This is a genomic window from Bradyrhizobium sp. USDA 4449, assembly GCF_054056275.1.
Window position 1 is genome coordinate 3,420,686 of sequence record NZ_JBSRYD010000001.1, and the last position, 23,482, is coordinate 3,444,167.

Consider the following 23,482-nt stretch of genomic DNA (forward strand, 5'->3'; position numbering starts at 1 on the left):
CATCTAAATTGTCGGTCGTCCTGCGATTGACGTGTTTCTCTGGAGAAGAGCGATGAACGGTATGGGGATTGGTTCGATAAGGACCATTCAGTATGATCCGTTTCCCCGGATCGAATACGAGGACCGCGTCGAGCGCGCGCGGCGTCTGATGAAAGAGCATGCCATTGACGCGCTTTTGGCGACGTCCGAACACAATTTGCGATATTTCACTGGCGAGCCTAGCACGACCCCGTACCAGACGACCCGGCCACGATTTCTTCTCATTCGTTCGTCGGGTGACCCCGTTGCCGTCGTTCCGGAGGGAATGGACCAGTTTTATAGAGACACGACGTGGGTAAAAAACTGCCGAAGCTGGCCGAGTCCAAATCCGAAAAATGAGGGTGTGTCCGCACTTGCCGAAGCGTTGCGCGAGTTACTGCCAGAGGACGCCAGAATCGGCGTAGAGCTTGGTGCGGAGAGTAGGCTTGGCTTCCCCGCAGGTGATTTCTTGCGTGTTGCGGATGCGATCAAGCCTCGAAGGTTCGTCGACGCATCGGATCCGATTTTCACGCCACTGCGAATGATCAAGTCTCCGCTAGAGATTGGCAGAATTCGAACTGTATGTAGGCTTGTTTCGGAAGCATTCGAAAATTTAGCATCTAAACTGCGTCTGGGTATGACGGAACGCGAGGCCTGTCGCCAGTTCGAATTCGAATGTTTCAGTCGCGGTGTCGAGAAGACAAGCAAAATAGTGGGTGTTTCTGGGCGCGGGGGATATACGCGTCCTTACGGTGTTCCGACCGACAAAATTCTGTCGGACGGAGACGTGCTGTTTATTGATGCCGGCTGCCTGTTCGACTTTTATTGGAGCGATTTCGATCGACACTTTGCTTTCGGTGCACCTGATCCGCACACCCAGGATGCTTATCAGGTCGTTTGGGATGCCACTGAAGCGGGAATTGCCGCCGCTAGACCTGGCATTCCGATCTGTGATGTCTGGGGCGCAATGTCGGCCGTACTAAATGGCTCAAACAATCGCGGTAAAGCTACCAACATCGGCCGAATGGGACACTCCATGGGCTTATGGATGCCAGAGCTACCGTCTGTCCAACCGGATGACAAGACAATACTAAAGCCAGGCATGATCATTAACATTGAACCGAGCACCTCATATCCCTCATATTTCGACGGATCACCTAAGCTGATGCTGCATGAAGAGGTGGTCGTCGTGACCGAAACTGGCTCGCAGTTGCTCACTTCTCGTGCTTCGCGAAAAATGCCAGTGGTGGCCATATAACAAATAAGAAGACGGAACGTAGCAGAAAGGAAGGGCATGCCGAGCTCTCGCCGTAAGCCTGAAGCGGCCATGATGTCTCATTGGCGTTTTAAGCGTGCGTCTCAATGGCCGCACGAAAGTGTGCGATATCAGCGAGCCGGCCTAAGAGACTGTGGCAAATTGGAGTTCACGAGTAGAGTGCAGAAGCCGACACGGTCTGCGCCAAATAGTTGCGGCGCTCCTGCCATGACGTCTCTACATTTTGCTTATGGCTTACTCCATTGCGAAAAGGTCAGAATGCGAGCGACAGCAGCAAAAAGTGCGTGGGGCCGCTTCACGCGTGCGCACCGAGAGCCCGCCGCACGCTCAGGCGGTGCTGTATCCTTTAATGGATTCGGATTTTAAGGTCTGGCATGCATAGTGTTGATCAGTTTCGTGATTTGCAGGATGAGGTAACCGCTTGGCGCCGATATCTCCACGAAAATCCCGAGCTCGACTTTCAGGTACACAATACGGCGCGGTTTGTCGCCGAGAAGCTCGCCTCGTTCGGTATCAATCACATCGAAACGGGAATAGCTGAAACCGGCATCGTTGCATTGATTCAAGGGAAGGGTGGAGATGGTCCCACCATCGGGCTGAGGGCCGACATGGATGCGCTGCCCATCCTCGAGGCCTCAAACAAGCCGTGGTCCTCGAAAGTGCCCGGTAAAATGCACGCTTGCGGGCATGATGGTCATACGGCCATGTTGCTGGGCGCTGCGAAATATCTCGCCAAGACACGCAATTTCAAAGGCTGCGTCGCCTTGATTTTTCAGCCGGCAGAAGAAGTGGAGCTTCCCTCCGGCGGCCTGAAAATGGTCCGGGAAGGAATCATGGACCGTTTCAGCATCTCGAAAGTCTTTGGGATGCACAACGCGCCGGGCACCGAGATCGGCAAGTTCAGCATTTGCGATGGACCGATCATGGCCTCACAAGACGATTTCGACATTGTCGTGAAGGGGCGGGGCGGCCATGCGGCCAAGCCGCATGAGACCATCGATCCAGTCGTAATTGCTGCACAGATCATCGTCGGCGCGCAAACTCTGGTGTCGCGCACCACGAATCCGATCAACTCGCTTGTCATTTCAGTGACTAAGTTGAACGCCGCCAACGCCTACAACGTCATTGCCGATGAAGTCGAAATGGCCGGCACTGTTAGAACTCATGTTCCGGAGCTGCGAGACTTTGCCGAACGCCAGATCATGGCGGCAGCCCAGGGTATCGCGCGCGGATTCGGAGCGGATATCGAGTTTAAATACCGTCGATCAGTCCCGGTGACCTTCAACCACACCGAAGAGACTAATCTGGCGATCAGGGCGGCACGCAGCCTGGTCGGAGCCGCTTCTGTGCACGAGAATATCAAACCAGGTATGGGGGCCGAGGACTTTGCCTACATGCTGGAGGCCCGGCCGGGCGCAATGATATTCATCGGAAACGGGCCGACTGCCGGTGTGCACAACCCGGCATATGATTTCAACGATGAAGCGTTACCTTATGGCATAGGCTATTGGGTGAATTTGGTCGAGACATTGCTGTCTATCTGAATCACCCGGTCTGTCTCGATTGATCTCGTCAACCAAAGGCTCGGCGAGCGGCAAAACTACAGCAGATAAAATGCGGCTAGCTTAGATTAGTGAACCAACTGCGCTTTAATTACAGAGTGCAATCACGTGGCTCGCTCGATTTTACCCGTAGCTGACTTTACGGCCCTGCTTCGATGTATTTGGGCCATGCCGGAGAGGCGGTTTGCGTCCCCCGACGTGAATTGATTTCTTGGGGTTGCCTGATGTTGGAGAGCTTAGAGCTCGTGTGTGATAGTTGGCTTATTAAGGTCCGACCTTGCCGATCGGAATACTGCAATTACTCTTTCGATGTCGCCCGCACTGTGGGCGGCACTTACCTGCATGCGGATCCGCGCAGCGCCTTCCGGGACAACAGGATACGAGAACGGAACGACGAGAATGCCATGCGTACGCAAGAACTCAGCAATCTGGACCGCCACTGCCGCGTCCCCGGTCATCACGGGCACAATTGGGTGCTCGTTGCCCAAAACTTGAAATCCCAGACCGATCAACCCTTGTCGTAGCTGACCAGTGCGAGCAGAGAGATTTTGCCTGAGATCGTCTGCGCTTTCTGCCAAGTCGATTGCGGCCAATGAACCCTCGCAGATTGCAGGCATCAGTGAGTTTGAAAAGAGGTATGGGCGCGCACGCTGTCGCAACCAAGAAATGATCTCGCTACGGCCCGAGACGTACCCTCCAGATGCTCCGCCAAGCGCTTTGCCGAGCGTGCCGGTAAGAATGTCAATCTGATCTTCGAGCCCGTACAGCGCTGGCGTTCCACGCCCTTCTGGGCCGATAAACCCCACAGCATGAGAGTCGTCGACCATGACCAGGGCGCCGTAGCGTTTTGCTAGCTCGCAGATGCCTGGAAGATTCGCGGCAGCGCCATCCATGGAAAATACGCCATCGGTCACAACGAGCACTGTTCGGCAGTGACTTGCCTCGCGTAGAGCGTGCTCTAGTTCATTCATATCATTGTTGGCATAGCGAAGTCGCTTCGCTTTGCAGAGCCGAATTCCATCTATGATGCTTGCATGATTCAGGCTATCGCTGATTACCGCATCGTCAGTGTCGAGTATGGCCTCAAACAGACCGGTGTTCGCATCGAAGCACGAACCGAATAGGATCGTGTCTTCAGTGCGAAGATAGCTGGAAATCCTGCATTCAAGCGCTCGATGAACCGAGTGCGTTCCACAAATGAACCGCACGGACGACATTCCAAAGCCATGCCGTTCGAGACCCGCATGCGCGGCGCACACCAGTGCTGGGTGACTGGCTAGACCAAGATAGTTGTTCGCGCACATGTTCAGGAGCTGGCGCTCGCCAAGTGCGCGCAGGTGTATATGCGTCGACTGAGGCGAGGCGATCTCTCGCTCGACTTTCAGGAGGTTTCGCGATGATAGCTCATCGAGATTGTCGCGTAGTCGCTGACCAAAGAGCGAGCGCATGGTTCATTTCCGATCAAGGATAAATGATAGCAGTCGACCATGCGGGATCCGCGTGCTTTTGCCAATAGAGATCCATAAGCCGGCGGGTGATAGATCCGACCTGCCCCTTGGAAATCTTAGTGTCGTCGATGCGGGTCACGGGCATGATACCGCCGGCTGTGGAGGTAATGAACACCTCATCAGCCTCTTTGATAGCGTCACGGCTGATTTCGCAAGCGGTGGCGCGGAGCCCAATTTCCGTGCAAAGATCGAGGACCGTTCGACGCGTGATACCGGGCAGTACGCCAAAAGCGGGTGTCCTCAACGATCCATCGTTTACCAGGAACACATTGAAGCCTGGTCCTTCCGCAATATGCCCGTTCGCATCTAAGATCAGCGCCGTTTCGGCGCCCTTGTCGTAGGCGTCGAAAAGACCCTGCACGAGATCAAGCCAATGGTAGTTCTTGATCGTGGGATCGACTGAACTTGGCGGGATGCGGACGGTCTCGCTGATCGCGACGTGCAAGCCTCTTTCCAATTGCTGCTTGTTGGCAACGGAGCCATAAGGCACAGCAAACGCGATGAAACGGTTCTCTGCTTGGCGAGGATCACGGCTGAATGTCGGAGATGAACCCCGCGTGCAGATCATCTCAACGTAAGCCGATTTATGGCCGGACAAGGCTACACAATGCACGAGGATAGATGCAATTTTTTCGCGACCGAAAGGCAGCTTCATGCGAAGACGTTCAACCCCTGCCAGAAATCGGTCAAGGTGCAGATCCAATCGGAAAAACCGTCCGTTCCAGACGTGTACTGTGTCGTAGGTTGCGTCCGAATGCAGCAGACCCCAATCGAGCACCGAGATCTTGGCCTCGGACATCGGCAAGTATTGCCCATCCATAAAAGCGACTCCATGGGGGTAGCGCCGATGGTCGATGTGATGCTGATCGATTGCTGAAATCACGGGTGAGAGCTCTGTCATCGGACTCATTGGCAATAGCAGGGGGTGGGACGACGAACGAATTCTTGCTTCGGGGAAACGAAGATCTCGGCCATGGTGCTCCATCAGGCTGAGGATCGGAACGATGGACCTAGTCACGTTGAATGCTAGCAGCCTTGCGAGCCGTATTCCCTCGATGTGGTGCCTCGTCTGGCCTAAATTATGCGTCTGGACGGAATACGTGGAGCTTTCGTACAATAAGAACGTGGCTAGGGCGCCGAGCTCTTCCGGTTTCGGCTCTTGGGTCCTGAGCATAGAAGTAAAGTCGCGGCTCCAAATCTTTTGATACCAGGCAATTTCGCACGTCAGTGTCGGGTGCATTTGAGCTGACCGCAGGCACTCTGACGTCGGATCTTTCGATGATACAGTGACGCTGCACTGCTTCGAGCGTCGTCTTCGATATGCTCCGTATTCGATCAGGAAGTGACCTCGTGGACCGCATGAGTTAGGCCGCGCGAAACACGTCGCATAGAGCCAGCTATCCTCTCCGACTCAGAATGATTGCGAGGACATGCTTGTATTTTCCTTGCGCAGAGCTGGTCCGCGCTCCGGATTCGGCACCGCGTTGCCTTGCGCGCTCGTGCGCTCATCGGCCACCTTGAGCTGAACGACAGCCGAGTTGTGAAACCAACATGCAATAGAGCTGGAACGAAGATGAGAGGCTTTGGCGGCTTCTTCGATCGCCGTCAGATGGGAAGAAGTAATACTTCAACGGACAACTAGGAGGCGCAGGATTTCTGCTTATCAGTCGCCATATTCTTTAATTTCTGCATGACGGACGGATACTATTTATTCAATCGTATCGTCGGCGTGGCGTTGCGGTGAAATTGTTCAAATGTGTCGATTGCCTGCGCAGTCATAGGCGCTGTCCTCGCGGTCGAGCGAGGGTCGCACATGATGCAGTCCGGCCCGGTCGGCGGTTGAGGCCCGCGCGGCGAGCGTTCTGATGAAAGTCACGATGGGCGTAGTGCTGAAGGTGATCTCGATGCATCTTCTCCAATCGAGGCTCGGCTTCCTCAAGATTTCGAAGTGCTCCGCAATCACCACTGTGGCAGTCTGAATTAGAATTTAGATACGGGAAGAGCAATGGATCTTGAATTCACAGAAGTAGAACGGCGCTTTCGCGAAGAAGTGCGGCACGTCTTGCGTGAAAACATGTTGCCGGAGATACCGCGAAAATTGTCCGAAGGCCGTCAGCTCTCGAAAGAGGAGAAAGCTGCGGGAGCGCGTATCCTCAATCGCGGGGGCGTCCCGACTTGGCCTAAGGAGCATGGCGGAGCGGGGTGGACTCCGCTGCAACAGTACATTTTTGCGGAAGAGGTGAGGGCGCTTCCCGCGCGGTTCAAGTTCGGATACGGCGAGTCTCTGGTGGGCCCGGTCATCTATACCTTCGGGAACGAGGCGCAGAAGAAACACTACCTGCCGCGTATCGCTAATGCAGAGGACTGGTGGTGCCAAGGTTTCTCTGAGCCGGGCGCGGGGTCCGATCTCGCTTCACTCAGGACCAGAGCGGTACGTGATGGCGGGCACTATGTCGTCAATGGCCAGAAGATCTGGACCACCTGGGCGCAATACGCTGATTGGATCTTTTGCTTGGTCAGGACGAATCCGGATGTGAAAAGACAGCAGGGGATCTCTTTTCTTTTGATCGACATGAAGACGCCAGGCGTCAGTGTGCGTCCGATACAGTTAATCGACGGCGGTCACGAAGTAAACGAGGTCTTCTTCGATAACGTCCGTGTTCCGGCCGAGAATCTCGTCGGCGAGGAGAACAAGGGGTGGGACTATGCCAAATTTCTACTCGGCAATGAACGCTTCGCAGACGCCGGAGTAGCCATTTCCGAGGAGCGTATCCGGCACGCCAAGAGACTTGCCGCGCAGTGTTGCCTCGGCGATGAGCGACTAGTCGACCAAGCCGCGTTCCGCGAGAGGGTCGCCGCAGTCGAGGTCCAACTGAAGGCCTTCGAACTGACGCAGCTTCGCGTCGTCACTAATGCATCAAAGCAGCAGAAGAGCTCGCACGACCCTGCAAGCTCCATCCTTAAGCTCAGAGGCTCGGAAATTGAGCAGATGACAGCCGAACTGCTAATGGATGTAGCCGGCCCTTACGCGCTTCCCTATTTCTCGGAAGAGGAATTCGAGAGCGGCAGTGAGCCATCAATCGGCATTGATTGGGTCACGAGGGCCGCGCCTACATATTTCGGAAGCCGAGCCGCCTCGATCTATTCGGGCTCCAACGAGATCCAGAAGAACATTATTGCAAAGGCGATCCTCGGCCTCTGAGGTTCAATGGCCGCTGGCGCGACCCAGGTTCAGGAGAATATTACGTTGGACTTTGATCTTTCCGAGGAGCAGCGGCTTCTCAAAGAAAGCGTCGAGCGGCTGCTGTTCGACAGCTACAGCTTCGACGACCGCCGCAGGTATCAGGCGGAGGAGCGGGGATATAGTGAAGCGATGTGGTCACGCTATGCCGAACTCGGTCTTCTCGCGTTGCCCTTTGCTCCAGAATATGGCGGCTTCGGCGGCAGTGCGATCGATACCATGATCATCTTGGAGGCCTTCGGCGAGGCGCTGATCCTCGAACCCTATTTCGCGACCATCGTCCTTGCCGGCGGTATCCTCAGGCACGGGGCGAGCGAGGCGCAGAAGACAAAGATTATCCCCGCGATCGCGGAGGGCCGGATGAAATTGGCTTTCGCCTATGCTGAGCCGCAGTCGCGCTTTGACCTTTTCGACATTAAGACGCAGGCTAAGAACAATGGCGATGGATGGATCCTGAATGGCGCGAAGGGCCTTGTTCTCCACGGCGACTCGGTCGACGAGTATATCATATCGGCACGAACAGCCGGAGAGACGCGGGACAAGGATGGGATCGGCTTGTTCCTGGTCGATGCCCATGCGTCAGGTCTTACATGCCGCGGCTATCCGACCCAAGACGGCCTGCGTGCGGCCGAGATCACGCTCGAGAACGTGCACGTCGAAGCCGCCAATGTCATTGGTGACCCGGCAGGAGCGTTCCCAGTTATTTCGCGAGTGGCTGACGAGGCGATTGCAGCAATTTGCGCAGAAGCCGTCGGCTGCTTTGCCAAAATGAACGCCATTACTCTCGAATATCTCAAGACGCGCGAGCAATTTGGCAGGAAAATTGGCGACTTTCAGGTCTTGCAGCATCGGGCAGTCGACATGCTCGTCGAACTAGAGCAATCCCGGTCGATGGCCATGTATGCCGCAATGATGATAGGCGAAGCCAAGACGACCGAGCGCGAGCGCGCAGTTTCGGCGGCAAAGGCCCAGATTAGTCGCGCGGCGAAGGCGATCGGGCACCAGTCGATCCAACTCCACGGTGGCATCGGAATGACGATGGAGTACAGCGTCGGTCACTACTTCAAACATGTCACCATGCTAGGTGCCTCGTTTGGCGATACAGACTTTCATCTAAGGCGACTTGCGGCTCTCGGAGGACTCCTCAGTGAAGCGATGAATTGAAGGGCAAAATTGAGGCGCTGGCGTGAGTAAACTTGTCAAGCCGGCACTCGTGTTCCAGTTGAGGCTTCACTGGGCAACCGTGCGGGTGTGAGCAGCTTGGGTATGAATCCGGTGATCAATTTGACCGCAGGATCCCTGTGACCTCCCCTATCTGGGGAGTTGCTGTTTGACGCAATTCCCCGCAGGAGTGGGCGATGGATCGCCGTTGGAGTCCCCAGCGCGATCTTGGTTTTTAGGACCTGATCGATGCATAAGTTAGAGCGCCTCCTACGTCCGAAATCTATCGCTGTCTTCGGAGGTCGACAGGCCGCATCTGTTGTTACGCAATCCATTAAGATAGGGTTTGCGGGCGAGATCTGGCCGGTGCACCCAACCAAAGATGAGATTGCCGGCCGAAGGGCCTACCATTCTGTGGCCGATCTGCCCGGTGCGCCTGACGCCGCTTTCGTCGGCGTGAACCGGCATCTCACTATAGGCGTGATCTCATGCCTCGCCTTGCGCGGCGCGGGGGGCGCCGTTTGCTATGCTTCCGGCTTTCTCGAAGTCGGAGCCTACGACCACGACGGCGAACGGCTGCAGAGTGAGCTGGTTAAGGCTGCCAAAGGCATGCCGATGCTTGGTCCGAACTGCTATGGTCTGATCAACTATGCCGATGGGGCACTCTTGTGGCCTGACCAGCATGGCGGCGTTAGACTGGCCGAAGGAAGCCGTGGCGTCGCTATTATCACGCAGTCTTCAAGCATCGCCATCAGCATGACGATGCAGAAGCGTGGCTTACCAATCGCTTTTCTGATGACCGCCGGCAATCAGGCGCAGATCGGTCTCTCCGAGATCGCCCTTGGTTTGATTGAGGACGATCGCGTCAGCACACTCGGGCTCCACATTGAAGCGTTCGATTCCGTAGCCGGTTTCGAAAGGCTTGCCGCGCGTGCGCGAGAGTTGAAGAAGCCGATCATCGCTATGAAAGTCGGCCGTTCCGAGCAAGCGCGTCACGCAACCTTATCGCATACCGCTTCGCTTGCTGGCTCGGACGCCGCTTCCGACGCATTCCTGAAGCGGCTTGGTGTCGCCCGCGTCGAATCGATTCCCGCCTTCGTCGAGGCGCTGAAGCTTTTGCACGTAACCGGACCGTTGCCTGGCCCACGCCTCTCCTCGGTCAGTTGCTCGGGTGGCGAAGCTTCGGTCTTGGCGGACAGTGCGGAAGGGCGTCTCGTACATTTTCCTCGCCTCACCGACGAGCACCGCGCCAGTGTTAAATCGACGCTTGGGCCGCTGGTTGCGGTGGCCAACCCGCTCGACTACCACACCTTCATCTGGAACAACGAGCCGGCGCTGACCGACACCTTCACGGCAATGGTTGCGGGTGGCCTTGATCTCAACATGATGGTGCTTGACTTCCCGCGTCCCGACCGCTGCTCGAACACCACTTATTGGCCGAGTATACGCGCATTCGAAGCGGCGCTGAAGGCCAACAAGGCGCGGGGCGCGATTGTCTCGTCGCTACCCGAGAACATGCCTGAAGAGTACATTCCCGGAATCATAGAGCGTGGCATAGCGCCTTTACAAGGGATTTCAGAAGCGATGCAAGCTGCAGAGGCGGGAGCTTTTATTGGCACGGCGTGGTCGGGGCCGCGGGCCGAGCCAATCGACACCGCGGCTGCAGGTAGGCTTGCCGGCGATCGTCTAGTAATTGAGGAGGCCGAAGCCAAGGAAATGCTGCTCAAAGCTGGGCTGCCCGTGCCAAAGGGCGAGCGCGCCGGCAATGCGGAAGAGGCAGTGACCGTATCCAGGGCGCTCGGAGTTCCTGTAGCACTGAAGGCGCTAGGCGTCGCGCACAAATCGGAAGTTGGTGCGGTGCGGCTGAATCTGTGCGACGCCGAGTCGGTTAGTGCCGCAGCGCATGATCTGCTCGCGCTCGGGTCAGGGCTCTACGTCGAACGTATGGTACGCGACGGCGTCGCCGAACTAATCGTCGGCTTCGTCCGCGACCCCATGTTTGGCACAGTAATGAGGCTCGGCACCGGCGGCGTACTGGTTGAGTTGTTGCGCGACACGGTAACCCTGATGCTGCCGACAACGCACAAGGATATAATAGCAGCGCTGCGCGGACTGAAACTCTACCCGTTGCTGGAAGGCTACCGCGGGCGGCCCAAGGCGGATGTCGCGGCAGCTATCGAGGCCATTTCAGGCCTCGCAACCTTTGTTCAGAAAAATTCCCGCGAGATCGAAGAGGTAGACATTAACCCGCTGATTGTCTGTACAGAAGGCAAAGGCGCCTGGATTGCAGACGCGCTGCTGGTGCTTCGAAGAAGTAAAACTCTGATGCTTGGGAAAACTGGAGAAAATCAGAAATGGTTGGCGTCATCACCACCCGCCGCGAAGGCGCAATCGTAGAGGTCACGCTGGATCGGCCGAAGGCCAATGCCATAGATAACAAAACCTCCCAGCTGATGGGTGATACATTCAAGGCGTTTCGAGACGATCCCGAGTTGCGCGTCGCAATTGTCAAGACGGCCGGTGATAAATTCTTCAGCGCAGGCTGGGATCTTAAATCGGCAGCAGCTGCGGACGAACTCGGCAACAACGACTACGGCGTCGGCGGATTCGGTGGATTGCAGGAACTACGCGGCCTCAACAAACCGGTGATTGCCTGCGTCAATGGCATGGCAGTAGGTGGTGGCTTCGAACTGGCACTCTCCTGTGACCTGATTTACGCCGCCGATCATTCTTCATTCGCGCTGCCGGAAATTCGCGCAGGCGTGCTGGCCGACGCGGCAAGTATCAAGTTACCAAAACGCATTCCTTACCATATCGCCATGGAATTACTGCTTACGGGTCGCTGGATGGATGCCGCAGAGGCGCATCGCTGGGGTATCGTCAATGAGGTGCTGCCCAAGGAAACGCTCGAGGAACGCGTCTGGGAGATTGCACGACTACTCGCCAGCGGGCCGCCGCTCGTATTTGCCGCGATCAAGGAGACGGTACGCGTAGCGGAGGTCCTCACGTTCCAAGACGCCATAAATAGGATTTCGCGTCGCCAACTCGCGAGTGTAGAAGCCCTCCATTGTTCGGAGGATAGGCTGGAGGGACCACGGGCTTTCGCCGAAAAGCGCAATCCGGTTTGGAAGGGGAGATAGCGCAGTTTGCCTAGAGTGATTCGATCAGTGGGCGGCGTATGCCGCTGTCAGTAAGCACGTGTTTCGTAAGATCCAACCCAATTGTATCAGCTCCTGGCTTGGGAACCTCCGTTTCGAATGATGCACGCCGCCCACCTTGCCACAGCGAAGCTGTGAGGGGTGGCCCAACCCCATCAGTGATGGCAGGCGAACTCGGTGCCATCGTCAGACACGATCATTCCTGGCTTGCGGCGTCGGTCGACGATTGCCGTGACTTCGCGGGCACGAGCCGCCCCGAGATCGACGTGTCCGGAATGCGCCCAGGCATTCCTGCTGAACTGCCCCCCGTTTCGACCGGACACCGGCGTTAGCCGGAGGAGCTAGGCCTAGTTGTGGAGCCTCAAGAGGTTGTCCTCGGTCAGCCCGAGGCGGCTGATCGGTGTTTGTGAGTCTAAACCACCATGGGCCCGATGCCAGTTGTATTGATGCAGCCAGATCGGCAACTCTTGAGCGCGGCGATCGGAGGTTGGATAGGCTTTGGCATAAGCCCATTCGCGTAGTGCGGTTTGGATGAAGCGCTCTGCCTTGCCATTTGTTCTCGGCGTGTAGGGTTTGGTGCGGATGTGCTTGATGCCCAGGTCGCCGCACGCCTCGCCGAAGGCGTGAGATCGGTAGCAACCGCCATTGTCGGTCATGACGCGCGTGACGGTGACCCCAAGGCCTCTATAATAGGCCACAGCCGCCTTGAGAAAAGACACCGCGCTGTCCACCGTCTCGTCCGGTTTGATCTCCGAGAAAGCGACGCGGGAATGGTCGTCAATGCAGACGTGGACGAACTCCCAGCCGACGCCTCGGCTCCTGTTTGGACCACTTGAATCGCCGGTGATGCGATGACCAACCCGCTCGAAACGCCCGAACTTTTTGATGTCGATGTGAATGATCTCGCCTGGAGACTCACGCTCATAACGGCGCTCCGGCTCGGCCGGTTCAAGATCGCGGATCCGGTTCAAGCCCAAACGACGAAGCACTCGGCTGACCGTGGCTGGCGACACCTTGACCTCGATTGCGATTTGGGCCGGTGTGGCGCTGCCGGCGCAAGGCCTCGATGGCGGTGCACGTGGCCGGCAGGGTTTGGCTCGGCGATGAATGAGGTCGAGACGAGCGGTCGAGCAAGCCAGCCACACCGTTCTCGCGGAAGCGCTTGACCCATTTGGCGACCGTCTTCGGCGTCGTGTTGAAAAGGTCAGCCGCGCCGGCCTGGCTCAACCCACCCTCGACTACGCTTCGCACCATCGCCTCTCGACCTTTGGGCGTCAAAGGCGCATTCTTGTGGACGTTCATCTGGTCTTTCCTTGGAACACTGAAGCTTCGCAACCTCAGCTTCCTCGGTTCAGACCAGATGGACAACCTCCTGAAAGACCACACCTAGTCCTAGGCATACGCCTATGTCTGACACAAGGTGGAAGTCATGACCGGCGTTGCCCGGCGGCGGCGATTTACGACGGAGCAGAAGCTCTTGGTCGTCAACGAGACGCTGCAACCGGGCATGTCGATCAGCTATGTTGCTCGTCGCCATGGGCTCTCCCCGAGCCTGGTCTTCCGATGGAGACGGCTGATGAGTGAAGGGGGCGAGGAAGCGGTGCGGGCCGACGAGAATGTGGTCGCCGCGTCCGAGGTCCGGCGGCTGGAGGAACGGGTTCGAGACCTCGAACGCCTGCTGGGCCGCAAGACCATGGAGATCGAGATCCTCAAGGAGGCTCTTGATCTTGCACGGGTAAAAAAACCGACCTTGCTGTCGCGATCGCAGGCACCGGAGGATACCCCGTGAAACGGATCGCAGAGACCCTCGGGGTGGCCCGTTCCAACCTGATTGAGCGAGCGGGTGGCAAGCGCCCGAAGCGCGGTCCCCAGACCCGCGCTGGGGATGCGGAGCTCACGTCTGATATCCGTCGCCTGGTGGATAGCCGCCCAAGCTATGGATACCGGCGGATCGCCGCGCTCCTCAAGCGCGAGCGGCGATCCGCCGGCCACGACCCTGTCAACGCCAAGCGCGTCTACCGACTGATGAAGAAGAGCGGCTTGTTGCTGGCCCGGCATACAGGGCGCCGCACCCGCGGGCCCATGACGGAACGATCATGACAAGCCGCTCCAACGAGCGTTGGTGTTCGGACGCGCTGGAATTCACCTGCTGGAATGGCGAGATCGTGCGGGTTGCCTTTGCCCTGGACACCCACGACCGCGAGGTCATCAGCTGGGTGGCCACAACGGCTGGGATCTCCGGCGAGATGATCCGGGACATGATGGTCCACTGTGTCGAACAGCGGTTCGCCGACATCCGCGCTCCGCGCGAGGTGCAATGGCTGACCGACAATGGATCCATCTTCGCCGCCTATCGCACCCTTGAGATTGCCGCCGCCCTGAACCTGGAGCCCTGCTTCACGCCGGTCGAAAGCCCCGAGAGCAACGGCATGGCCGAGGCGTTCGTCAAGAGCTTCGAGCGTGACTATGTTCGTGTGAACCCGATCCCTGACGCGAGCACCGCCCTGCAGCGGATCGACCAATGGATGGAGGATTACAACTCAGAACACCCGCACTCCCGGGTGGGCTACCGCTTAACGCGGGAGTACATTGCATCACTCAATCGAGCCGAGTGTCCGGTCTGACGGGGGCAACTCCACACTCCCATTAGCGGGGAGGTCTTCCGCGTCAATGGCATTAGCCTTCGTGCAATCGAGCGTGAGGCGAGGATCGCCCCTTCACTGCGCGTGGTTACAAGTTCAGCCATTCGTTCTCTTCTCCATTGTCAGCGCGTTGAGACCAAGCTATCGCTTGATTGCAGAGGACGTGAGCCCACCGTCAAGACGCCCGGCTGTTTCCGACAAAAAGCGGTTCTTAGCCGCGCTTCATCAAGCCGAGCATTTGTCGCGCTTCGGCCGGTGTGGCGATGCTGGCGCCCATCCTCTCAATAATCCCAACCGCGTTGTCGACGAGTTCGGCGTTGGATGCCAGCACGCCGCGCCGCAGATAGATATTGTCCTCCAGCCCGACGCGAATATGTCCTCCTAGTCTCACAATTGCCGCAACCGTCGGCATTTCGTCCGGACCACAGCCAAATCCAGCCCAAATCGCACCGGGAGGCAGGATTTCTTTCATGGCCTGGATCACGATCGGCTCAGCAGGAGCGCCAGTACCGGTGCTAAGGCAGAATTGGAACAGCGGCGGGCCCTTGAGGGTACCTTCTTCGATGAGCTTCTTGGCATTTTCGATGTGGCCGAGGTCGAAGCATTCGAGCTCGGGCTTGACGCCGGCATCCTGCATGAGCTTCGTCATTTCTCGCAAGTCGGACATTCGCGCCACATAGATCGATTCGCCGAACGCCAACAAACCACAATCAAGTGTGGCGATCTCCGGCTTGAGCGTAGTCGCTTGGAGGACACGATCCCTCGGGCACTTGAGCGCAGTGGCCTTGCCAAGCGTTGGCGGGTCGAGGGAATCGAGCACAATCGTACCATCCATTCCGCATGTCAGATTGATGATGACGTCGGTGGACGAGTCGCGCAGCTTCTTTACGACTTGTTCATAAAGCTCCAAGCGATTCGAAGGCGTCCCGTCCTCCTCACGAACGTGGATGTGAACGACGGCAGCCCCTGCTTTCGCCGCATCAATGGCCGCTGTAGCGATTTGCGAAGGCGTCTTGGGGATGTTCGGATGCTTTGCAACGACTGCCGCATTCCCGCCGGTGATTGCGCACGTGAGAACGACTTTTCGGGACATCAAGGACTCCTCTATTGATATGTCGGGACTATCGCGAGACGGAATTGAGCAGTAAGTATTTGGACCTCTCAAGGAGCCGGTGCTCCGGTCTGGAGATTCGCGGTGCGACCCACATTCCGCGCCGGACTTTCGCATTGGCTTTGCCGCGCGATCCGCAGCTTTTCGAGAAACTCCGGGCGAAGTGGCTCTCTTTGGGGCTTACGACCCCGACATTGAGCTGCAAGTGCTCCGCTGTCGTCGACATCATAACAGGGACGTCCGCGGCAGCAGCAACTTCAACCTGATAGCCGATGGCAAAACCGCAGCTCGAACAATCGCCACGGCGCCTTGCGCGACTAGCCTACGCGGAGCGGCAATGTAGGGTCGGACGAGCGCTGGATCGCCGCTCATCGTGCGGTCCACCGTAGATTTTGGCACCTTGATCACGACGGCAAACCCGTAAGTGTCCCGACCGACTCATCAGCAAGCCGAGAGGCGGCGCGCGCGGACCCAACCGGGCTCACGATCAAAGTCCAGGATTCCAACACAGCTTTTGTTTTCAATGCCATTGAGACGTCCAGATCGCAAACGTGTGACGGATCGACTATAGACGCCCGAAGGCGCCGGATTTCCACGAACTTGGCATGGAAACAGTCGGAAATGTGTGTCCCATAGGTAAATTGCGGAGGTTCGCGCCCCCGACATGACTCGGCCGTTCCTCGTGAGCGCATCGTGGACTCGCCACAGATCTACAGGGAAATCGCGTTCCTTCCGTTCGGCCTGTGTGTGATCCAAGCAACAAGATCCTCTGCTGCATTGCCGATCAAACTCGGCTGGCCGTGCCATTGTCCCACCGAGCTATTCGCCTCCATTGCCCTGCGCTAGACTCGGACACTGCAAATCGATCTCACGGTACGAATTTTCCCAGCTCAAACATGTGACGCTCTAGACTCGCGAGCTCTACCTTGCGGTGGGCGCGGTGTCAGGCCATCCTGCGCACTCATTTAATCCCATTCGTATTGGATGCACAACGAGCGCTAAGCGCTTTAGTCCTGGCTCTCCTCCTCAGCTGGGCAAATATTCGCGACTCCAGCTTTCGCTTATGGCTCCCCTGGCCAGCAACCCGTCTATCTCCGCTTCAGCATATTGCAGTGACCGCAGAACTTGCCGTGTCGAGGCGCCGTATTTTTCTGCGGGCGGCAGTGGATGTATCTTTCCAACGGCCAAGCGTATTGCATACGGATCAACCTGCGTTACCGCGTGGCCGCTGGGATGGTCACCAAATATTGAGAAGGAGTAACTGCCCTGTCCGCTAGTCGAAGCACGATCCGCCGGCTTGGAATTTGCAGATCGAATTGCCTCTATGTCCTCGCAAATTGCAGCGCCGATGTCGGCTGCCTTGAATCGTGACAACCATTCTTCAGCGGAAGTCTTGCCGATCGCGTCTGTGAGATAGGAGGCGCGACCATCTTTCGGTACATCAGGTAGTCGTTCTAGCCCTTCGATCGACGCAAAGCGCGGCACGTCGCCCTCTAAGGCGTTGAGCAGAAGGCTGCGGCCGGAGGCCGTCGCATAGAGGCGGGTCAATGCATCATAGCCCCTTACGTCAGGACCGGCAGGTTCGTCGAAGGGTCCACGCCGTTCATAGTCGTAACAGAATGGCAGCTGCGCGAGGCCGGAGACTGCGGAGAGCGAAGTCCGGGCTCGCCCTGCGTGGCCGGTCCTAAGTTTTTGGTACAGTGCGGCAGCAATGCCAAGACCTGCCCCAAACCCGGACATCACGTCAATCGTGCCGTCGTGCGCGTGGTCCTCAGGCTTGTCTGCGGAACCACCGAACCTCAGCATAATGCCCGTTGTCGCCTGGACGAGGTTGTCATAACCCCGGTAGTCGCTGCGGGGGCCGCGACGGACGCCGCCGAAGCAATCGAGCTGACAGAAGACTGCGGCCGGATTGAGCGCTTGCAGGCCCTCCATATCGAGCCCCATGCGCTTGACCTGTTGGTCAGTCGCATTCCAGACGATGACATGAACAGACTTTATCAGCCTGTCGAAAACCTCCCGGCCACCTGATGACCGGAGATCTACCAGAACCGAACGTTTGCCCCGCATATGAGTCATGCCAACGATGACCGTGTTCGAGCAATCGTAAAGAGGGCGCGCAGGGTCGACCTTGATAACCTCCGCTCCGAAACGGCCGAGGTAGTACGTGGAGTGCGGACCAGCGATCACGTTGGCTAAATCGAGGATCCGTACGCCGTCGAGCCATGCTGCGTGGGTCTCCGCAAGCGGGGCCATCGGCGTGCGAGATGGGGTCGCCGAGACCGCGGCGAGTGCCTGATCGAAGTCGCACCACTTCCTGGATTTCGGGGTTAGCATCACTTCCCCGCTTTCCTCCAACCACGCTATCGGCCCGGGCTGGATCATCCGCCCATATACGGGATCGTCGACCTCGATCATGAGGCCGGCGCATTCAGCGTGATCGTCGCTGATCCACTCCTGCAGCCAGCGCTGAGGCGCACCGGGTAATTGCGCTTTCCCGAAGATGCGCTCCCATTCCTTTGCGGTTCGGGTCAGGAAGATGGTTTTCATACGGCCGGCGATCTTGTCGGCCCAGATCTTCGGTAATGGAGACACGCTGACCGAGTGATCGGATCTCCATTCCCGGATCGGAAGATAGGAATCGACCTCCTCTGCCAGACCCTCGGCAACGAGCTCGTTGTATAGTCCGAGAACTTGCAAGCAGCGCTTCGCATGATGCTTGTGGCCTAGGCAAACGACATAGAACATGCGCCCGTCCTTGCATTTGTAGTTGCGGCAAAATGGATCGAGCAACTCCTGTGAAGACTCGTAAGAAAGATCCATCGGCATGCCTGCATCGCGCCGGCGGTCGATCTCGCGCTCGCGTCGTTTCTTATAGCGGAGCGGAAGGTCTTTGATGTGGATGGAATTGTAGGCGAGGCCCTCCAGGAGGGCGCAGGCAAGAGGTACCTCGATGTGGTCGCCAGTCCCGCTGCGCTCCCGCGCTTGAAGTGCTAGAACCGTGGCAGATGCCGCGAGCATCGTACCGTAGGCTGAAGCCAGAGGCAGCGGCGAGAAAGACGGATTGACACCCATCAGCACGCGGTTGACACCCATATTGGTGAACACTCCTGAGGATGCCGCGATTACCCCTTCAAAAGCGCGCCACTCGCGACGAAGTTGGTCGTTCGAAGCAAATCCCGGAACTGACACGGTGATCAGGTCGGGCCGGACGCTCCGCAGGGCCGCGAAGTCAATGCCAAGACGCTTTAGTACCCCCGGGCGGAAGTTCTCGACCACGATATCAGCCTCTCGGATGAGGGTCTGCGCCTGGGATACGCCTTGCTTACTCTTCAGGTCGATCTGGACGATCAGTTTGTTTCGATTAAGGGTCGCATTAGCCGGGCTATGCCAGAGGGGACCTGTTGGCGGGTCGATATGCACGACAGTGGCGCCAAAGTCCGCAAGGATCATCGCAACTGCTGGGCCGGCAATGTACTGGCCGAAATCGACGACCTTGACACCGAAGAGAGGAAGGGTTGAACTTCGCATTGCTATCACTTTATTACTTGTCCGCGAGCGGCTTTTGGTATGCTAGATACTTCGTAGTGATGCTCGGAACGTCCACACGCGTAGTCCGCGCAAATGGACAATCGGCCTCGAGCGCACGGCCCCACTTTACGGGTATCGGCGAGGCTGGCTGGCAGATCGTGTTTTCTCCCGGCCAGCTTCGACAAACAGGAATCGCTCTGTTGGGTCCGCTATGATCCTGCGGATCCGACCTACTTGGCATGCCCTGGTCTTGCGGTGTCCTGGGCTCAGCGGAACATGCGGACTAGACTCCACACCATATCCTTCTCCTTTGCCCCTGCAGGTCATTAACATCTCGGAAATCATCTTGAGCTTTCCCCTCACTAGAATCTGGTGCTTGCGAGCTCTGGAGAGCTGACTTTAACGCCAGCGCCTCTGCTCAGTGCCATCAATAGATACCCCGCGGACAGACGATCGCCAGCGCCTGTGGCGGAAGCCAGCGTGGCCGGCATCTCAGACCAACGCCTGCCCGTCCAGCATGCGCGCGAAATTTACGATCATCGATTGGGCGCACCGTCAATACAGGTATGCACATGCTGAGGCGCAGTTTCCGCGTTCGATTGATGACAACGGGCGCGGCCCTAAGAGGATGCGTTGTCCTTCCTTGTTGGCTCCATCATAGGCTATCCGACGAGTAGTAATTTCATAGTACAGGGCGAAAGAGGCTCAAGACACTACCAGCCCTGATGGGTAAAGCTGGATGGCTGCTGGATAATGTGACGCAGGCGGTTACTAGTTGGAGAGCTTGTGGAGTGACGGCGGTGTCGATGAGAGCTGCGGCTAGCGCTTGCTCCAGACCTTGGCCGCCATCAAGCGGCCCGCTCAATGCCAACTGCGCGTACAGGTGCGAGGCAAAACCGCCACAGAGAGAACGAGAGGTTCTCGTGGACGGCGAGTCGTGCGCATACCAGCCCGCATCCATCTTCGTCCGCCTGATAAGTATACTTAGGCGATGTTTAGTCCCCGCACTTGCTGAAGTCGAATCTCTCGGGAAATTTCACAGATCAACCTCGGTTTCTACGCACCGTGACGCATCAGTTCAAATTCGCACAAGCCGCTCCGCGTGATCTCAAGTCTCAACCACGACGGTTGTATCTTAACGGTTGGACCAAAAGCACTTGAAGCGCGAGTACCTGGGCCAGTGATTTAGCTCCAATCGTACGCTAGTGATCCTTGGGTTTGCCAGCGTCGCAGCCAGCGTCGAACCCCAGTGGGCCTTGGCCTGCAGTTGCGACTTCATTCAAAAGAATGAATGGCTCCGGCCGTTGCGGCGCCCCGTTGCTTGCAACGGTTGCAGTGAAATGGTTCCGCGGCAAGACCGAGCCGGATGGATCGCGCCGCCGCTTTTTGAGTCACTTCACCCAGGATCGAGATGTTTTGATATGAATCCCTTCATATTCTTTCAAGCGCATGAAGAATTTCAGCCGGTTATCCGCCCGGATTAAAGGAAATAGGCGTCAAACTCGATTATGATTCCCTGACTGCGCAAGCTTCATGGCTCTGTCCAGTGCTGCCAACGAAGGTCCGCCTCAGCACTAAAGCAGCTGGGCTAGCGACTCCTCGCCAGCTTGCCGCGGTTTCAAACTGGAGTAAATTGAATGTCGGAATCTAAAGTGTCGCGCGCGCGCAAGATCACCAGGGTCACTTGTATTGGCGGCGGCGTGATCGGAGCTGGTTGGGCGGCGCACTTCATGCGGGCAGGGCTTGATGTCGTGGTGTACGACCAAGCCGCGGACCGAGAGAACTATCTCAAAGAAAGTCTTGCGACGGCTATGCCTGCGCTCACGGAGTTGGGCATGTCCCCCGGCGCCTCGACTTCTCGGGTTTCCTTTACTGCTAATTTCGAAGAGGCATTGAAAGGTACCGATTTTGTGCAGGAAAGCGCTCCCGAAAACATCGACGCGAAAATACACTTGCTTTCAGAAATTGATGCGCTTGTGCCGTCTGATGTTGTCATCGCGTCAAGTTCTTCCGGCTTTCTTGCCTCACAGTTGAGAAAGCGCGCGCGGCATCCGGAGCGCATTCTTGTCGGCCACCCGTTCAATCCGCCTTTTCTGATTCCACTTGTTGAGATTGCCGGAGGCGATGCAGCTAGACAGGCAGCGGATAGCGCGACTGCATTTTACGAATCGACCGGCAGCGAAGTGGTCGAGCTAGACCGGGAGATTGAGGGTTACATCGGCAATCGTGTCCAATATGCCGTTCTCAAAGAAATTCTCTTCATGATGTCGCAAGGGGTGGCCGATCTTGAAGGGATAGATAAGGCCATTGCGGCAGGTCCAGCTATCCGCTGGGCAGCAATGGGCGTCTCTTCTTCTTTGTATCTCGGGAAGAGCGATCCGTCTCAATGGAAGAAGCTCGTGGAGAGCATCGGTCGTGACTTAGACAGCTATACTGCGCCTTCGGACTTCAAGCCAGGCGAGGCGCTGCTGCAGGCATATGCCGAAGAGGTCTCCAACGGGATCGGTGCGAAAGGGCAGGCGGGGCTCATGGCCTTGCGCAATGCTGGCGTGGTGAGCATCCGCTCCGCCTTGGAGCGTGTGCGGGCTAGCCTTGCAGGAGCGAAGCATGGCATGGATTAAGGCGTGGGACGGGATTGTCAAGAAAGACTGGTTGGACCAGCTCGAGCACGTCAATTTTCTGACCTACCAACGCATAGCCGATCTCGCCAGTGGTGAAATCTGGCGCCGGGCAAAGGACAACAGCGGCCTGGCACTGGGTGTTCAGTTCGTCCTGACAGAAACGCATGTTTGTTATATTCGCGAACTGCGGTTGGGCGCGCCCGTCGAAATCTTTACATGCCTCATCGCTTACGACAGCAAGCGGTTCCATCTGTTTCATCGCCTCGAAAGCACCGGCAATCTTGTTTGCACGGTCGAGACAATGAACTTATGCTTCGATCCCGTAACCCGCAGGGTGGCTCCACTCCCAGCCGTAGTTAGCAGCCATTTCGCGTCTTGGGGGAGTTCGCCGCATACCGTCCAGGCGCAATTGTCAATCGGGCGTAGACCATCCTACAATTGAAGCCATCATGCATGTTACAGCGGGTAGATGCTAAACTATGGAGCTGGGGCAGAAGGCAAGCTAGACCTCGATCCGCTGGTGCATCCCGACCCGCAATCGTCGTGATACGCTGGGGGTGACCTGCCACTGAGTATTCCTTCCAAAGGAGTTAGAGTCCGGCCCGAAGAAGGACGGACAGATGAAGCGAGCACGGTCCACGGAAGAGGAGATTATCAGGGTGCTGAAGGAGCATGAGGCCGGGGCGAAGACGACCGATCTGGCTCGCAAGCACGGGATCTCCGAGGCGACAATCCACAACTGGAATGGCCAAATTCGGCAGCATGACGTCTCCAAAACGAAGCGGTTGAGCGCCCCGGAGGAGGAGAACGGGGAAGCTGAAGAAGCTTTTGGCCGAGCAGGTGCTCGATGCAGTCGCACTTCGCGTGCTCCTTTCAAAAATAGCAGGGCCCGCCGGCAAGCGCGCAGCGGTCGCGCATCTGCAGTCCGTCATGAGCCTGTCGGAACGGCGGGCCTGCTCGATTGTGGTGGCCGTCAGAAAATGATTCGCTATTGCTCCGGCCGCCCGCCAGAGGCAGTTCTGCGTGGCCGATTGCGCGATCTCGCCAACGAGAGGCGTTTCGGCTATCGCCGCCTGTTCGTCCTGCTGCGGCGCGAGGGCGGGATCTACTGGGCTTTATCGCGAGGAAGGGCTCACCGTCCGCAAGCGGCGGGCTCGCCGCAAGGCCGTGGGCCGGTCGTGATCGAAGCCAAGCCAAATGCCCGCTGGACTTCGTCCACGACCAGTTCGCCAATGGCGACGCTTCCGCATCCTCAACATCGTCGAGGACGTCACCAAGTGGAGTTGCCCCCGTCAGATCGGACACTCGGCTGGTTTGAGTGATGCAATGTACTCCCGCGGTGAGCAGTAGCCCAGCCGGGAGTGCGGGTGTTCTGAGTTGTAATCCTCCATCCATTGGTCGATCCGCTGCAGGGCGGTGCTCGCGTCAGGGATCGGGTTCACACGAACATAGTCACGCTCGAAGCTCTTGACGAACGCCTCGGCCATGCCGTTGCTCTCGGGGCTTTCGAGCGGCGTGAAGCAGGCTGCGCATTCCAGGGATGGTGATCAGGTGTTCCATGCGATGGTGATCACGGATTCCAGTGATCGTGATCAGGACGGAGGCGAACACGGCTGACGGATTTATGTGTGCTGGAAATGTCCTCCTCGTCAA

12 protein-coding genes and 4 pseudogenes are annotated in these 23,482 nt (G+C 57.4%); 10 read left to right on the forward strand and 6 right to left on the reverse strand.

Annotated features, from left to right (window positions below):
• The first annotated feature begins 52 nt into the window (after window positions 1–52).
• Both ACVIIW_RS16090 and ACVIIW_RS16095 read left to right on the forward strand, forming a co-directional pair.
• Window positions 53–1,276, forward strand: a complete 1,224-nt coding sequence (locus tag ACVIIW_RS16090; protein ID WP_456701628.1) for a M24 family metallopeptidase — start codon at window positions 53–55, stop codon at window positions 1,274–1,276.
• Window positions 1,277–1,668: 392 nt separating this feature from the next.
• The gene (locus ACVIIW_RS16095; RefSeq protein ID WP_456701629.1) at window positions 1,669–2,838 is read left to right on the forward strand and encodes a M20 aminoacylase family protein; all 1,170 of its coding nucleotides are present in this window, start codon (window positions 1,669–1,671) and stop codon (window positions 2,836–2,838) included.
• A 254-nt stretch (window positions 2,839–3,092) separates the two neighbouring features.
• On the opposite strand, the gene ACVIIW_RS16100 is transcribed toward ACVIIW_RS16095, so the two are convergent.
• Together ACVIIW_RS16100 and ACVIIW_RS16105 are read right to left on the reverse strand one after the other, a co-directional pair.
• Entirely contained in the window at window positions 3,093–4,304 is a 1,212-nt protein-coding gene (locus ACVIIW_RS16100; RefSeq protein WP_456701630.1) for a glycine C-acetyltransferase, read from the reverse strand.
• A 13-nt stretch (window positions 4,305–4,317) separates the two neighbouring features.
• Window positions 4,318–5,274, reverse strand: coding sequence for an aminotransferase class IV (locus tag ACVIIW_RS16105; protein ID WP_456701631.1), 957 nt, complete (start codon window positions 5,272–5,274; stop codon window positions 4,318–4,320).
• Window positions 5,275–6,369: 1,095 nt separating this feature from the next.
• Between ACVIIW_RS16105 and ACVIIW_RS16110 the strand changes: the two genes are divergently transcribed.
• The 4 genes from ACVIIW_RS16110 to ACVIIW_RS16125 all read left to right on the forward strand — a co-directional run bounded on the left by ACVIIW_RS16110 (window position 6,370) and on the right by ACVIIW_RS16125 (window position 11,906).
• Window positions 6,370–7,566 carry an acyl-CoA dehydrogenase family protein gene (locus ACVIIW_RS16110; protein WP_456701632.1) on the forward strand — a complete coding sequence of 399 codons (1,197 nt, stop codon included), beginning with the start codon at window positions 6,370–6,372 and terminating at the stop codon, window positions 7,564–7,566.
• 45 nt (window positions 7,567–7,611) lie between these two features.
• Window positions 7,612–8,769 carry an acyl-CoA dehydrogenase family protein gene (locus ACVIIW_RS16115; RefSeq protein WP_456701633.1) on the forward strand — a complete coding sequence of 386 codons (1,158 nt, stop codon included), beginning with the start codon at window positions 7,612–7,614 and terminating at the stop codon, window positions 8,767–8,769.
• Between the two features lie 246 nt (window positions 8,770–9,015).
• Entirely contained in the window at window positions 9,016–11,163 is a 2,148-nt protein-coding gene (locus tag ACVIIW_RS16120; RefSeq protein WP_456701634.1) for an acetate--CoA ligase family protein, read from the forward strand.
• Complete coding sequence (locus ACVIIW_RS16125) at window positions 11,121–11,906, forward strand: carnitinyl-CoA dehydratase (protein WP_456701635.1); 786 nt, start codon at window positions 11,121–11,123, stop codon at window positions 11,904–11,906. Before ACVIIW_RS16120 ends, ACVIIW_RS16125 begins: the two co-directional genes overlap by 43 nt.
• Before the next feature lie 365 nt (window positions 11,907–12,271).
• Here ACVIIW_RS16125 and ACVIIW_RS16130 read toward each other — a convergent pair.
• Window positions 12,272–13,226: pseudogene (locus ACVIIW_RS16130) on the reverse strand (IS481 family transposase).
• A 127-nt stretch (window positions 13,227–13,353) separates the two neighbouring features.
• Between ACVIIW_RS16130 and ACVIIW_RS16135 the strand changes: the two are divergent.
• Window positions 13,354–14,548 (forward strand): annotated as a pseudogene (locus tag ACVIIW_RS16135) (IS3 family transposase).
• 229 nt (window positions 14,549–14,777) lie between these two features.
• On the opposite strand, the gene ACVIIW_RS16140 reads toward ACVIIW_RS16135, so the two are convergent.
• Together ACVIIW_RS16140 and ACVIIW_RS16145 are read right to left on the reverse strand one after the other, a co-directional pair.
• Complete coding sequence (locus ACVIIW_RS16140; protein WP_456701636.1) at window positions 14,778–15,659, reverse strand: 3-keto-5-aminohexanoate cleavage protein; 882 nt, start codon at window positions 15,657–15,659, stop codon at window positions 14,778–14,780.
• A gap of 1,044 nt (window positions 15,660–16,703) precedes the next feature.
• Window positions 16,704–19,208: a CoA transferase gene (locus ACVIIW_RS16145; RefSeq protein ID WP_456701637.1), complete on the reverse strand. Its 2,505-nt coding sequence runs from the start codon at window positions 19,206–19,208 to the stop codon at window positions 16,704–16,706.
• Between the two features lie 1,637 nt (window positions 19,209–20,845).
• On the opposite strand from ACVIIW_RS16145, the gene ACVIIW_RS16150 reads away from it, so the two are divergent.
• The 3 genes and pseudogenes from ACVIIW_RS16150 to ACVIIW_RS16160 all read left to right on the forward strand — a co-directional run.
• Entirely contained in the window at window positions 20,846–21,829 is a 984-nt protein-coding gene (locus tag ACVIIW_RS16150) for a 3-hydroxyacyl-CoA dehydrogenase NAD-binding domain-containing protein (protein WP_456701638.1), read from the forward strand.
• Window positions 21,816–22,271 (forward strand): thioesterase family protein, encoded by a 456-nt coding sequence (locus ACVIIW_RS16155; RefSeq protein ID WP_456701639.1) that lies wholly within the window; start codon window positions 21,816–21,818, stop codon window positions 22,269–22,271. Before ACVIIW_RS16150 ends, ACVIIW_RS16155 begins: the two co-directional genes overlap by 14 nt.
• A gap of 178 nt (window positions 22,272–22,449) precedes the next feature.
• Window positions 22,450–23,107: pseudogene (locus tag ACVIIW_RS16160) on the forward strand (transposase); the annotation flags it as partial.
• Between the two features lie 14 nt (window positions 23,108–23,121).
• Here ACVIIW_RS16160 and ACVIIW_RS16165 read toward each other — a convergent pair.
• Window positions 23,122–23,352: pseudogene (locus ACVIIW_RS16165) on the reverse strand (integrase core domain-containing protein); the annotation flags it as partial.
• Window positions 23,353–23,482 lie beyond the last annotated feature (130 nt).

Bases quoted from the DNA above. Each gene is read 5' to 3' on its own strand.
- ACVIIW_RS16090 (WP_456701628.1), top strand. From the start codon at position 53: ATGAACGGTATGGGGATTGGTTCGATAAGGACCATTCAGTATGATCCG.
- ACVIIW_RS16095 (WP_456701629.1), top strand. From the start codon at position 1,669: ATGCATAGTGTTGATCAGTTTCGTGATTTGCAGGATGAGGTAACCGCT.
- ACVIIW_RS16100 (WP_456701630.1), bottom strand. From the start codon at position 4,304: ATGCGCTCGCTCTTTGGTCAGCGACTACGCGACAATCTCGATGAGCTA.
- ACVIIW_RS16105 (WP_456701631.1), bottom strand. From the start codon at position 5,274: ATGAGTCCGATGACAGAGCTCTCACCCGTGATTTCAGCAATCGATCAG.
- ACVIIW_RS16110 (WP_456701632.1), top strand. From the start codon at position 6,370: ATGGATCTTGAATTCACAGAAGTAGAACGGCGCTTTCGCGAAGAAGTG.
- ACVIIW_RS16120 (WP_456701634.1), top strand. From the start codon at position 9,016: ATGCATAAGTTAGAGCGCCTCCTACGTCCGAAATCTATCGCTGTCTTC.
- ACVIIW_RS16125 (WP_456701635.1), top strand. From the start codon at position 11,121: ATGGTTGGCGTCATCACCACCCGCCGCGAAGGCGCAATCGTAGAGGTC.
- ACVIIW_RS16140 (WP_456701636.1), bottom strand. From the start codon at position 15,659: ATGTCCCGAAAAGTCGTTCTCACGTGCGCAATCACCGGCGGGAATGCG.
- ACVIIW_RS16145 (WP_456701637.1), bottom strand. From the start codon at position 19,208: ATGCGAAGTTCAACCCTTCCTCTCTTCGGTGTCAAGGTCGTCGATTTC.
- ACVIIW_RS16150 (WP_456701638.1), top strand. From the start codon at position 20,846: ATGTCGGAATCTAAAGTGTCGCGCGCGCGCAAGATCACCAGGGTCACT.
- ACVIIW_RS16155 (WP_456701639.1), top strand. From the start codon at position 21,816: ATGGCATGGATTAAGGCGTGGGACGGGATTGTCAAGAAAGACTGGTTG.